12 protein-coding genes and 2 tRNA genes are annotated in these 12,923 nt (G+C 38.7%); 8 read left to right on the top strand and 6 right to left on the bottom strand.

Annotated features, from left to right (window positions below; genetic code table 11):
- The first annotated feature begins 141 nt into the window (after positions 1-141).
- From MMP60_RS00885 to MMP60_RS00895, 3 genes are all read left to right on the top strand, one after another.
- The gene (locus tag MMP60_RS00885) at positions 142-1,002 is read left to right on the top strand and encodes a pirin family protein (protein ID WP_241334561.1); all 861 of its coding nucleotides are present in this window, start codon (positions 142-144) and stop codon (positions 1,000-1,002) included.
- Positions 1,003-1,426: 424 nt separating this feature from the next.
- On the top strand, positions 1,427-2,725 hold the full coding sequence (locus tag MMP60_RS00890; RefSeq protein WP_241334562.1) for an FAD-dependent oxidoreductase: 1,299 nt from the start codon (positions 1,427-1,429) through the stop codon (positions 2,723-2,725).
- Positions 2,726-2,727: 2 nt separating this feature from the next.
- Complete coding sequence (locus MMP60_RS00895) at positions 2,728-3,555, top strand: class I SAM-dependent methyltransferase (RefSeq protein WP_241334563.1); 828 nt, start codon at positions 2,728-2,730, stop codon at positions 3,553-3,555.
- 49 nt (positions 3,556-3,604) lie between these two features.
- Here the strand turns inward: MMP60_RS00895 and MMP60_RS00900 are convergent.
- Together MMP60_RS00900 and MMP60_RS00905 are read right to left on the bottom strand one after the other, a co-directional pair.
- Positions 3,605-3,680, bottom strand: a tRNA-Thr gene (locus MMP60_RS00900).
- A 100-nt stretch (positions 3,681-3,780) separates the two neighbouring features.
- Positions 3,781-4,107: a gamma-glutamylcyclotransferase gene (locus MMP60_RS00905; protein WP_241334564.1), complete on the bottom strand. Its 327-nt coding sequence runs from the start codon at positions 4,105-4,107 to the stop codon at positions 3,781-3,783.
- 180 nt (positions 4,108-4,287) lie between these two features.
- Between MMP60_RS00905 and MMP60_RS00910 the strand changes: the two genes are divergently transcribed.
- A complete protein-coding gene (locus MMP60_RS00910) occupies positions 4,288-5,238 on the top strand; it encodes a hypothetical protein (RefSeq protein WP_241334565.1) in 951 nt (316 codons plus the stop codon).
- Positions 5,239-5,438: 200 nt separating this feature from the next.
- Here MMP60_RS00910 and MMP60_RS00915 read toward each other — a convergent pair.
- Positions 5,439-5,528: transfer RNA gene (locus MMP60_RS00915), tRNA-Ser, on the bottom strand.
- A gap of 122 nt (positions 5,529-5,650) precedes the next feature.
- Here MMP60_RS00915 and MMP60_RS00920 point away from each other — a divergent pair.
- The 3 genes from MMP60_RS00920 (at position 5,651) to MMP60_RS00930 (ending at position 9,080) form a co-directional block, all read left to right on the top strand.
- Positions 5,651-7,528 carry a potassium transporter Kup gene (locus tag MMP60_RS00920; RefSeq protein WP_241334566.1) on the top strand — a complete coding sequence of 626 codons (1,878 nt, stop codon included), beginning with the start codon at positions 5,651-5,653 and terminating at the stop codon, positions 7,526-7,528.
- Between the two features lie 163 nt (positions 7,529-7,691).
- Entirely contained in the window at positions 7,692-8,765 is a 1,074-nt protein-coding gene (locus MMP60_RS00925) for a DNA/RNA non-specific endonuclease (protein WP_241334567.1), read from the top strand.
- Between the two features lie 72 nt (positions 8,766-8,837).
- A complete protein-coding gene (locus MMP60_RS00930; RefSeq protein WP_241334568.1) occupies positions 8,838-9,080 on the top strand; it encodes a hypothetical protein in 243 nt (80 codons plus the stop codon).
- A gap of 47 nt (positions 9,081-9,127) precedes the next feature.
- Here the strand turns inward: MMP60_RS00930 and aqpZ are convergent, their stop codons facing one another.
- Complete coding sequence (gene aqpZ / locus MMP60_RS00935) at positions 9,128-9,817, bottom strand: aquaporin Z (protein WP_241334569.1); 690 nt, start codon at positions 9,815-9,817, stop codon at positions 9,128-9,130.
- Positions 9,818-9,991: 174 nt separating this feature from the next.
- Positions 9,992-10,999, bottom strand: a complete 1,008-nt coding sequence (locus MMP60_RS00940; RefSeq protein WP_004683482.1) for an AraC family transcriptional regulator — start codon at positions 10,997-10,999, stop codon at positions 9,992-9,994.
- A gap of 114 nt (positions 11,000-11,113) precedes the next feature.
- On the opposite strand from MMP60_RS00940, the gene MMP60_RS00945 reads away from it, so the two are divergent.
- Positions 11,114-11,758 (top strand): sterol desaturase family protein, encoded by a 645-nt coding sequence (locus MMP60_RS00945; RefSeq protein ID WP_241334570.1) that lies wholly within the window; start codon positions 11,114-11,116, stop codon positions 11,756-11,758.
- A 324-nt stretch (positions 11,759-12,082) separates the two neighbouring features.
- Here MMP60_RS00945 and hisF read toward each other — a convergent pair whose 3' ends face one another.
- The gene (gene hisF / locus MMP60_RS00950; protein ID WP_004659983.1) at positions 12,083-12,841 is read right to left on the bottom strand and encodes an imidazole glycerol phosphate synthase subunit HisF; all 759 of its coding nucleotides are present in this window, start codon (positions 12,839-12,841) and stop codon (positions 12,083-12,085) included.
- Between the last annotated feature and the right edge of the window lie 82 nt (positions 12,842-12,923).

Raw genomic sequence — 12,923 nt, forward strand, 5'->3', positions numbered from 1 at the left:
AATATGAATTTTAAATACCTATAAAAAGATAAATTGTCCTATTTATAGAATAATGTGTTGCCAATCCATCTCTATAAGCTTTAATCACTGAAGCGTAAAATGAATCCCAAGAAAAGAATTTCCTGAATAGGAGAAACTAAAATGAAGAAAATTCTTGGGATCTATCAAAATAAACACATGCATTGGGTGGGTGATGGTTTCCCAGTGTACAACTTGTTTTCCTATGATCGTTTGGGACAAATGATTAGCCCATTTCTACTGCTAGATTATGCTGCACCTTACCGCTTTGAGCCGACTACTGCTCAACAAGGGGTGGGTACACATCCGCATCGCGGTTTTGAGACAGTCACCATTGCTTATCAAGGTGAAGTGACACATCAAGATTCAAGTGGCGGTGGTGGCACAATTAAAGCAGGTGATGTGCAATGGATGACGGCTGGAGGTGGAGTCCTACACCAAGAATTTCATTCCCCTGAATTTGCGCATCAAGGTGGTTTGTTTGAAATGGTGCAATTATGGGTGAATTTGCCTGCACATTCAAAGATGACTCCAGCAAAATACCAAGCCATTGAAGCCGCTCAAATTCAAAGCATCAGCTTAGATGATGTTGGTAGTGAGTTACGTGTCATCGCAGGGCAATACCAAGAGAGAGCGGGCGCAGCAACCACATTTAGCCCTGTCAATGTTTGGGATGGTAAAGTTGTGGCAGGTCAAGCGCACACGTTTTATGTGACCGAAGGACATACCACATTGTTGGTGGTACTTTCTGGTGAGGTGATTTTAAATGATGCTCAACACATTGAAGCACCAAGTTTGGTTGTACTGAGCCGTGAAGAAATTGATTTTACGATCAAGGCTGAGCAAGACAGTAAATTCTTGATTTTAACGGGTCAACCTTTAAATGAACCGATTGAAGGTTATGGGCCATTTGTTATGAATAGCAAAGCTGAGATTAACGACGCGATCAATGATTTCAATCATGGCAAATTTGGCAGCATGTAAAGCTCATTTTTCCCCTATATACAGACATATAAGAAAGCCCATAACTCCTTTAAAGTTATGGGCTTTCGCTATAAGGCTCTCTATTGATTGTTTTAATATTAGGTCACTTATTATTGTGCAGTTTGTTACGTGACTCGATTCTGATTATTGTTTAATCACAATAGCGCTAAATTTCAGCTTTGCAAAGCCCTTGAGATCGTAAAAATGATGAAATAAAGAATGTTCTGTCTACTGTGCTTGAATAAGTGAATATTATCATTAAGTTAAGAGCAAAATAGAAAGCATGCTAAAATGTAACAAGAAATGACCGATGTTGCTAAGACAAAAGTCTAGCTTAAATGCAGAATCTGGTATTTTTTAATACCGTGTTTAAGTTAACTATCAGTCATAATCAAGAAAAATCATCAACTGATGGGACATAATTTTGGATATTGCAATAATCGGCAGTGGAATGGCGGGACTTGCCTCAGCCAGAATCCTACATGATGCAGGGCATAAAGTGACAATATTCGAAGCACTCGCAGGGCGAGGCATGGATAGTCACAGTATTGACTTTGATGGTGGCATAATTGATGCGCCATTACGTGTGATGAATCCCAAGCTTTGGAAAAATACGCTAAGCCTAGCAAGTTACTTAGGCATAGAAACTTTTCCAGTACGTACATTTATGGCCTGTAGTTGGCTATTTGAAGATAAAACAGATACTTGGTTGACCACTTCTCGTAGCCGTATTGGTAATTTCCCAATTATTAATAACCGTAAAGGCATACAGCAATATGGTTGGCGTTTAGTCAAAGGCATGTTGCAATTAAAAACCGCCGTACATCAATTTTTCAAATCAGAGAATCAAGACATCACCTTAGCCGAATTCATGAATCAATATCATATTGAAGAAGTGTTTTGGCATGGGACGGTGATGCCCGTTCTTTATACGATTTGTACATGTCATCCAAAAACGATTGGTGAGTGGCCAGCCAAGCCCCTATTAGAATTTATTCGTCAACTCACAGAAGGTGAAGCCTTATTAAGAATGAAAGGTGGAACACCTGCTTTAGTAAATCGTTTAATTGAGGGTATTACAATCCATAGTGGTTCACCTGTTCATAAAGTCGAGGAACAAGGTGATAAAATTTTGGTAGAAAATGAGCAAGGTGAAAGTCAATTATTCGACCGAGTCGTGATCGCAACACCAACGCCAGTGATTGAAAATTTCTTGAAGCAGCCTCAATTTGCAGATGATCTTGCGCTATTGAAAAAGTTCCGTTTTGAACAAGGTGATTTGGTTATTCACACAGATCCAATCGTGATGCCGCAACGCCGTAAAGATTGGGCGGTATTAAGTTATATGATGGATCGGAATTTTAGTCGCCAGCAATTTACCGTGTGGATTAACTCGATCGAACCAAGCTTGGTTGGCAAAAATGCCGTATTCCAAACATGGTGTCCTGTGATTGATATTGATCCTAAGAAAATTATTTCTAAGGTACAACTCACACGTGCTGTTGTCGATTCTGAAACGGTTGCATTGAATAAACAAATCCAGCAACGCCATTTAGATTTAAATCGTAAAGTGTTCTATTGCGGTTCATGGTCATGTGATGGTTTGCCAATTTTAGAGTCAGCAGTCACTTCTGCAATGCATATTTCTGAAATTTTAGGCGCACCATTACCATTCGTTGGGCTTAAACCAAAAGTTACAGTTGCACCTGAACTCGGTTATTAAATATGGCTTACTTCAAGCAAAGATTGATTGAGAAAGTTTTCGGACATAAATATGCAGTTGATGCAAAACGTCTAGGAGATGATTCTCTACTTGCTTGGAGTAATTTAGGCTATTGGCAAGACCAGCATCATGATTATCCACAGGCTTGCCAAAGTCTAGCTGATCAAATCGCTGCTTCTGTTCAACTCAAAAAAGACGATAAAGTTTTAGATATTGGTTGTGGGCAAGGTGCGAGTCTATTGCACTGGCTTAAACAGTATCAACTTGAACAGTTAAGTGCAGTTGAATTACAAGCGGATTGCGTCAAACGAATTCAAAAACAACTCCCGCAAGTTCAAATTTACTGTGAAAATTTTTTGAATTTAAACCAACAGCATTTTTTAAATTCATTTGATGTGATTGTCTGTATTGATGCGGCTTATCACAGTGATTTGAATTCATTTCTGAATTCAGTGTCCCCAATTTTAAATTCACAAGGTCGAATCGCATTTCATTATTTAATGTGGTCAGATGCTTGGCAAGAGTGTTCGAATTTAAAAAAGCAACAATATCGTTATTTGCTCAAAAGTGCTGATGTGAATTGGCAAAATTTAATGGATGAGCAACAACTCACTCAAAACTTAATACAACAGGGATTTACTGAGATAGTAATTCAGGATTTTTCTGAACCTGTTTTAAATGGCTTTGTTGAGTATATTAAAAATAAGGGAGCTGGGAAAAAACATGTTGACTTGGCACAATTGAAAATCACACTGACAGCGAGGTTGTGTCGAAAACTCTATCAAGATGGTTTAGCGCATTATATTCAGGTCAGTGCAGTTAAAAATTAGGCAATAAAAAAGGCTTAATCTTTAAGATTAAACCTTTCCTTGAATTTGATGGTGCCGGCACACGGATTCGAACTGTGGACCTACTGATTACAAGTCAGTTGCTCTACCAACTGAGCTATGCCGGCAACGTGGCGAGAATTTTACAGAATCTAATTAAAAAAACAAGCGAAAAAATGAGCAATTAGGTGGATTTAATTCGATTGTGGGATTTTTATCCATTTTTATTTAAGTATTTAGTACGTATACATAAGAATCAATCACTTCACCTGTACTTAAATACGCTTTAACAGGGACGCGTTGATAACCTGCACCTTCGAATTCATCGAGTTCTTGCCAATGTTGTTCTAAATTGTCTGAGAAAAAGACAAAGCCAGAGACTTGATGTTCGCTTTGATCCAACACAATACCTGGAAAACCGAGTTCTGCACCCCAACCTTGTTGTTTCAGTGTGCCAAATACATGTGCTTCTGCCCAAGTACCACCAATTTTTTCCATAATATGAGCGTTGGGACGATTTGGTCCTAATGTACCGTAAACAAATAAACTAAGCATAAATAAATGTAGAAATTAAAAAGGATAGTTTAGCAAATAGGATAAATCAAGAATGAGGAATTTTTCATTATAAAAAACTACTTTGTGCGATCACTTAAATAGGTTCATATGTTCTGGAGAACATACTCGTTATAATCAATAAATTTTTAATAGATCTATACGAATTAGGTTAAATAATTAATGAATGATTTAACAACAAGATTTTTAAATAATTTTAGCCAGTGGCATGAAGTGGGATTGACAATAATAAAAACCATTATTGCGATTGGAGTGTTGTGCTTGGTTGCCTATCTTTTAACAATTAGTTATATCCCTTCAGAGATAAGCTTTGGCGATACACTTATTTTTCTATTGATTTTCGTTGCTTGTTCTATTGTCTATGCTGGATTAAGCATGGTTCTTTTTTTCTTCGGAATTTCCTTAATGCCTATGGTCTATCTAATTCTTAGTACTGTAGATAAGTATTTGCCACAGCATACACGAATAGGCAAAAAACTTCCCTTTCCAAAGATAAGTATTCTTACATTGATTGCCTCCCTATATCTCTTATATACCATTCGTGGTTTGTTATTATTACATTGGAAAATCAGCTTTTATGTAGCTCTTACTTCAGCCTTTATTTCGCTGTTCTATTATGCTTTTTATATCAATAGACAGAAGATCAAAGAGTTTGGCAATAAGTTTGAAAATTTAAAGGATATTATTGATGATCCTGATGCCAGTGAAAATCTTAAAACATTTGCCAGAACTAAATTAAAGAGATTAGAAACACATATTAAAGATAGTATACAAATATCGTTCTTTCTTATCCTAGTTCCCCTTGTACCTATGTTTTTTATTGGAGATATTGGAAAAGTGTTCTTAGATTTTACTATGCAGAAAACAGGTGTACGTATAGATAAAGCAACACTATACATTAAAGCACCTTATGCCACTTTAATTAACTCGCCTAAAACGACGAATAAAGAACTAAACCAATATCAAACCTTTATTTTTAAGGATATAAAAGTTCTATTTCAAGGGATTGGAAAAAATACATTAATTTCCTATAAGGTTAAAAATATTGAAAAACAGATCGTAATCCCAAATGAATACATCATAATAGAGAGCACTCGGAAAGTTGATGAGTAGTTTTAGAGCTTAGAAAGAGATTTATGAATAAAAACAGATCACTTCTATTTCTTTGAGGGTAATTTATTATACCCCCAGTTATACCCCCAACTAATTCAGGATTCAATAGGGTCAATTGGAAAACATAAGGCAATAAAAAAAGCCTAAACCCTTTGGATTTAAGCTTTTAGGACTCTATGAGATATCATAGAAAGTAAACTTGGCGGTGAGAGAGGGATTCGAACCCTCGATACGCGCAAACGTATACACACTTTCCAGGCGTGCTCCTTAAGCCACTCGGACACCTCACCAAGGTGTGCGATAGTAACCAAAAAAAAGCAGACTGCCAAGTTGTAGTCGAACAGATTTGCAGAAAAACTTCTTGGCTAATGATAATATTGAGAAATATAACGTTCTATATTGAAGACAATATATGCAAAGTACTGCAAAAAAAGCAGCATTGCCTGCCACTGCGTTGGCAGCTCTAGGGGTAGTGTTTGGAGACATTGGAACCAGCCCTCTCTATGCATTGAAAGAATCCTTCCATGCAGCGCATGGTTTAGGGATTCAACCTGAAAATGTATTAGGGATCTTGTCCATTATCTTTTGGTGTTTAATGCTGATTATCAGTATTAAATATATCGCTATTGTGATGCGTGCAGATAATAACGGTGAAGGTGGGATCATGGCTTTATTGGCTTTGAACCTACGTAAAGCCAAGATATCAGATAGTAAGAAAATTTATTTGATCGCGATTGGTTTTGTAGGGGCGTCACTATTTTTTGGCGATGGCATCATTACCCCTGCAATTTCAGTCTTGTCGGCAGTGGAGGGGTTATCTATTGCAACGAATGTTTTAGATCCCTTTATTATACCGATTGCGATTGTGATCGTCACAACACTGTTTTTAATGCAGAAACATGGAACAGCCTTTGTTGGTAAATTCTTTGGTCCAATTACCTTACTTTGGTTCCTATCTTTAGGAATTTTAGGTATTGCTAGTGTTATACAGACCCCGATTGTCTTGGGGATGGTGAGTCCACATTGGGCAATTCAATTTATTCTTGCCAATCCTTTAATGTCATTTTTTATTATGGGTGCAGTTGTACTCACAGTAACGGGTGGTGAAGCCTTATATGCAGATATGGGGCATTTTGGACCTCGTCCGATTCGTTTTGGATGGTTTAGTGTGGTGTTACCTTGTCTTGTATTAAACTATGCAGGTCAAGGCGCATTATTACTACGACATCCAGAAGCGATTGAAAATCCGTTCTATTTGTTGGTTCCGAGTTGGGGTTTATACCCAATGATTATTTTGGCAACCATGGCAGCAGTGATTGCATCTCAGGCAGTCATTTCTGGGGTTTTCTCATTAGCGCGTCAGGCGATTCAATTGGGTTATTTACCACGATTAAGCATTAAACATACTTCAGATTCTGAGGAGGGTCAGATTTATGTTCCTTTCCTTAATTGGTTGTTGTTGGTTGCAATAGTCATTTTAATTTTAATTTTCAAAACCAGCTCAAACCTTGCAAGTGCTTATGGTTTGGCTGTGACTTTAACCATGTTATGTGACACGATTTTGGTTGCTGTTTTTGTATACTATGCATGGAAATGGAGTTTACCAAAAGTCATGCTTTTGATTATTCCATTCTTTATTTTAGAGTCGGTTTTAGTAGCGGCAGCATCATTAAAAATGTTCTCAGGTGGTTGGGTACCATTGTTGATTGGTGCGATTGCAATCATGATCCTGATGACATGGAAGCGTGGGCGCGAACTGACGTTTGCCAAGCTTGAGCATGACACCTTATCACTCGATTTATTTGTTAAAAGTATTGGAGATAATGTTCATCGAGTACCGGGTGATGCTGTATTCTTAACGGGTACACCGAATGTTGTTCCACATGCGATGCTACATAATATCAAGCACAATAAAGTACTACATGAGCGCAATATTTTAGTAACGGTCGTGATTGAGGATGTTCCATTTGTTCCTCAAGAAGAACGAATCAGTGTCGAAACTTTAAATGCGCATTTTTATCGCATTAAAATCTTCTATGGTTTTAAAGATGAGCCAAATGTGCCAAAAGCATTGACTCAAGCCTATGAAGAATTAGAGTTTGAATACGATCTTATGCAGATCAGCTTCTTTATCTCACGTGATCGCATTGTGCATAGCGTTGGTGATGGCATGTCGCCATGGCGTGAACGTTTATTTATTTCAATGCAACGGAATACCAGTCCTGTCAGCGATTTCTACCAAATCCCAACCAACCGTGTTGTGGAGTTGGGGAGTCAAATTGAAATTTAAATAACAGAAAGCGATTCAAAATGGCACTTTAGAGTGCCATTTTTATTATCTGGTGATCAAGTGAACAGTTTTGCGACATAAAGTGTCGTTCTTCGCTTTATCTGAATATACAGTTGAGTCTGGAATTGCTAAGCTTCGCGCTCATATTGATTTTGATATAGTTATGGCGAAGAAAACAACTAGAAAGAGTAAAACACAATTTGCTTTTTTGAGCCAAAATGTTGGAAAAATTGTACTTGCCTTGATTGCAACTGGAAGTTTTGCGATTGCATTTGGCAATGAGAAGATTAGTAAATTAATGCCTACCGCATCTAGTCATGATGCTTGTTTACAACAGTTTTATCGTGATGTTCCTCCCTTACTAACCAAAGAAAGTTTGAAGAAAGACAGCTACGCCCTGTGCTTCAATGATTTTAATGTCATGTATTCAGGTATTTCAAAAACACCACTTTGGTCAGCAGAATATCTGACGCCTGAGCGTCTAAGCGTCAAAATTAAACGTGAAGACAGTTTCCATGAGGAAACACGAGTACAGCTTGCGCATCGTGCTTTGTTATCGGACTATCGTGGTTCTGGTTATGATCGTGGGCATATGGCACCCAACGGAGATATGAATAATACCGCAGCGCAGCAGGATAGCTTTTCTTTAGCTAATATGGTGCCACAAGCACCCAAGAATAATCAGGAAGTCTGGCGTAAATTAGAAGAAGCGGTACGTTCTATCGTGACTAAACAGCATAAAGATGCTTATGTTATTACGGGACCGATCTTTGAAGCGAAGCGTTTAAAAACGATTGGCAATGGTGTAATAGTCCCTACGGCTGTATACAAAGCAGTGTATTTACCTAAACAGGGCATTATTGGTGCGTATTATGCGCCGAATAATGATTCGCTACAGGTTAAAGTCGTGAGCGTGTGCTATCTAGAAGAAAAACTAGGGATTAATTTATTCCCACAGCTTACAGAACAACAAAAGCGTAATATTTATCAATTACCGACATCAGCACAACAGGTTAAAGCCAACAAAGACATTAGCTATGTCAAATGGGATGGGCAAAGTCAGTGTGCGGAAGAAGCAACAACAGAAAGTATCCAAGCGCAACAACAGCAATTTTCTTCAGGGCAATCACAACCGATTGAAAGTAAATTACCGCAAGTAGATGAAGAAACCAAACAGGCTTTAATCAAGCAATTGATTGAGGCATTGGTTCAGTTTTTTTTACAATTATTGCGATAATATCGCTGCTATCCTAAATTGATTATGCTTAACTCAAATAGGCTAAAACAGAAAAGAACAATGAGAGGAAAGATGTTTAAACCTTTTGAACAGGGCGATCAGTCTTCGGCAATTTATGATCTGACTTTGGAAAATCAAGTGGACTGTGTCAGTTTATATGGCAACTTACAAATTACCAAAGATCAAGCAGGTTTGAAAACAGCCAAAGCATTACAAAGTTTTATCAATGATGTTGTGGCAACATTAGAGAAACAAAGCTTACCTGAACAGATTGAACGAAAGCTTGAGCGAGAAATTGAAAACCCATTTTTGTAAATGAAAACAGCCTTTTGAAAAGGCTGTTTTTTTATGGGAATGTGAGCTTAGCTTTTCTCGTTGCCGACTACTTTATAAATAAGCGCCCCAATGATTGCCCCAATAATAGGTGCAACCCAGAATAACCATAATTGGCTTAGTGCCGCAGTTTCAGCAAAAAGCGCCACTGCTGTACTACGTGCAGGGTTTACCGATGTATTGGTTACAGGGATACTAATTAAGTGAATCAATGTTAATGCTAAACCGATAGCAATCGGTGCGAAACCAGCAGGCGCACGGCGATCAGTTGATCCTAAAATAACAATCAGGAAAAATGCGGTCAGTACCACTTCAATTAAAAAAGCGGAGATTAAAGAAAAATGGTTAGGTGATAAATCCCCATAGCCATTGCTTGCAAAGCCACCAGTACCTGCAAAGCCTGTTTGACCTTGTACAATAATGTAAAGTACCAAGGCTGCGATTGCTCCACCAATCACTTGAGAAATAATATAAGGTGCTAATTCTTTGGCTTCAAAGCGTCCACCAACCCATAAGCCTACACTGACAGCAGGGTTGAAGTGCCCCCCTGAAATATGACCAAATGCATAAGCGCCTGTTAAAACAGTTAGACCAAAAGCAAGTGCCACACCTAAGAAGCCGATCCCAAGCTCTGGAAATGCAGCGGCAAGCACAGCGCTACCACAACCACCAAACACTAACCAAAAGGTCCCCAGAAATTCTGCTAAATATTTGTTCATTGTTATTACCCGATTCGTTATAAAAATAAAAGAGTACGCATCCAAGAATTTATTATGGATATATTTAAGCTCTATGAATAAATGTGAATTAATTCACAAAACTGCATACGCTCTTGTATAAATGCTGTAAAAAAAATGATCTGTTGTGAAAGCGTTAGTTTGTCTCTAGTTTTATTAAGAATTGTAAGTTGTGTTGTTGTTTCGCCACTGCTGTGGGGTTTGATTGGTCCAAATTTTAAATGCACGTTGAAAGGCGCTTTGTTCAGAATAGCAAAGTAATAATGCGATTTCTTGTAGGCTCAGATGCGGGTCTTTTAAGTATTCGGTTGCCAACATAAAGCGAATTTGCTGTACCCGTTCCTGAAAGGTGGTGTTTTGCTGTTGTAAGTGGCGTTGTAATTGTCTTACCGATAACCCTAGTTTTTCTGCAATAAAATCGATTTGATATTGGTTTTTCTGTAATCCTGTCAAAATGGCATGTTGCAAACGTTGATCAAGTTGAGTGGAATTTGGCAGCTTGTCCAATAATGCTTGAGCTTGTTGTAATAACAGTTGCTGTAAGGTGTGATCACCTGTTTTTAATGGTTTAAAGGCTTCAGTAACGGGCAGGAGTAGTTGAGTTTTCGGCTGATCAAATCGGACTTTACAGCGAAAATATTGCTCATAAACGCTGATATTCTTCGGCGCAACATTCACAAAATGGACTTCATGCAGATTGATGTTTTCACCTGACATAAATAGCTTGAGGAATTGCACCATTAAGGCAATTGCAATTTCATCTGTTAACTGGGTTGGGTGGGGTTCGGGAGCTTCCCAACGGATTGAAGCATAAGGATGATTAAATTCCACCACCAAGGGACTGCCATCATAAATCAGACGATGAAAATCATGATAACGTGCCAATGCTTCACCCAAATTTTCACAAGAAAGTGCGAGGTAAGCAATAATTCCTAAATGTTTGGGTTGTACGTATTCTGCAATTTCTAAGCCCAAACCTGTCTTTGCGTGCAAGTGATTGAGGTCTTCAAGTAGGTCTCGCCAAATCACGTAATCAAAGCGTTCCAGATTTTGAACTTGTTGTAATTGTTCAGGAACAGCAATATGTTGTGCTTCACAATAGGCTTTTAATAAATGCCCCAATCCCCCATAAACAGAGCCTGTATAGTTCTTGAGTTGAGACATCCTGTCCATCCTTATTCTGTCGTGTTTTGTCAATATAAATATATCGCATCGTCAATACTTCGCCTACAAAAATTTATATCTTTAATAAAAATAAGGAAACATTTGGAGAAAGCCATGTTAAAGGGTTTTATTGCAGGTTTAGCTGTTGCAAACGCATTTGAATGGTTTGCACATAAATATATTTTACACGGTGTACATCGTCCAGGTCAGCCACGTTACAGTCCTGTGCCCAAAAGCATGGAATCACATTGGGCACATCATCGTGAAGTCCGTAAACAAGACTTTTCTGATGATTGTTATGTGGAAGGTCTAGACAGTTGGCGTACACGTAATGAAATTATGTCATTGGCTGTGGTAGCAGGCGTTGCCAGTGTGGCGTTTTATCCTTTTTCAAAAGGCATGGCATTGGCAGCAGTTTATAGTGCAGGCAATTATTATTATGTACATCGCCGTGCACACTTAGAACCTGATTGGGCAAAGCGTACCATTCCTTGGCATTACGATCATCATATGAATTCGAATCAAGATGCGAATTGGTGTGTGACCCGTCCATGGTTTGATTATGTCATGGGCACACGCGTGGTTTCATCTGCTGATTTAAAAGAAGCCAATCCACTCGGTTTACCTCTACCTGCGCCACTTTCCAAAGCGCTGACTCAAGCGATTGAATCGGTTTTCCCTGCGAAGTGGGTTGAGCAAAAACCAAAGTTAGTGACGCCACCTGTAGCTGATGCGGAGCAACAAGAATCAGTTGCTTAGTGGAAAATGCGAAGTGTGACAATAAAGCACCAAGATTTTGACGAATCACGACAATACCTCAGTTGTTCATGTCGTGAATTGTCAATAAAATCTGTTTTTAATGTCAATATTTTTGTCCAGTTTATGGCTATTTTGATTCAAGCATTTTAGATGCTCAGAATTTACCAAAATGACAAAATTCACAGTTACCCTCTAGCGTTGTATAAACGCAGTTTCCATGCCTTGCTCCGCAAGGTATTTTTTTGTCTGAGGAAATGTTGAGTGAATAAAAAAACCTCTCAAACGATGATTTTGAGAGGTTGGTTTTTTGAGTGATACTCGCGTTTAAAGACGCATTTCAATCCCTTGCTCAGCAAGATATTGCTTCGCTTCTGGAATCGTATGTTGGCCGAAATGGAAAATAGAGGCAGCCAGTACTGCATCTGCACCACCTTTTAAAATCCCGTCAGCCAAATGCTGCAAGTTACCGACACCACCTGATGCAATGGTTGGAATATTGACACGATCGTTGATTTGACGCATTAGGGCAATGTCATAACCTGCTTTGGTTCCATCCGCATCCATACTGGTAATCAGTAGTTCACCTGCACCGAAGTCTGCCATTTTCACAGCCCATTCAATTGCATCGATGCCTGTTGGTTTACGTCCGCCGTGAGTAAAAATTTCCCACTTATTTTCGCCAGTTTTTTTCGCATCAATTGCGACCACAATACATTGTGCGCCAAAACGTTGCGAAGCTTCTTGAACAAACTCAGGCGTAAATACTGCTGCCGAGTTGATACTGACTTTGTCCGCACCTGCATTCAACAATAAACGGATATCTTCAACTTTACGGACACCACCACCTACAGTTAAAGGTACGAATACGCTTTCTGCCATACGTTCTACCGTACGGTAAGTCGTATCACGTCCATGATGGGTAGCAGTAATATCTAAAAAGGTAATTTCATCGGCGCCTTGTTCGTTATAACGACGAGCGACTTCGACAGGGTCACCTGCGTCACGAATATCAAGGAATTGAACGCCTTTGACGACTCGACCATTATCAACATCTAAGCAAGGGATAATACGTTTTGCGAGCATAAAATTTTCCAAAAAATCGCCAATAAAGAAAGGGGTGCTACACCTTCATGGAGGGAACAGGTATTCTATCAAACTTCACAGC

Source organism: Acinetobacter sp. ANC 4805, assembly GCF_022549495.1.
Taxonomy (GTDB): domain Bacteria; phylum Pseudomonadota; class Gammaproteobacteria; order Pseudomonadales; family Moraxellaceae; genus Acinetobacter.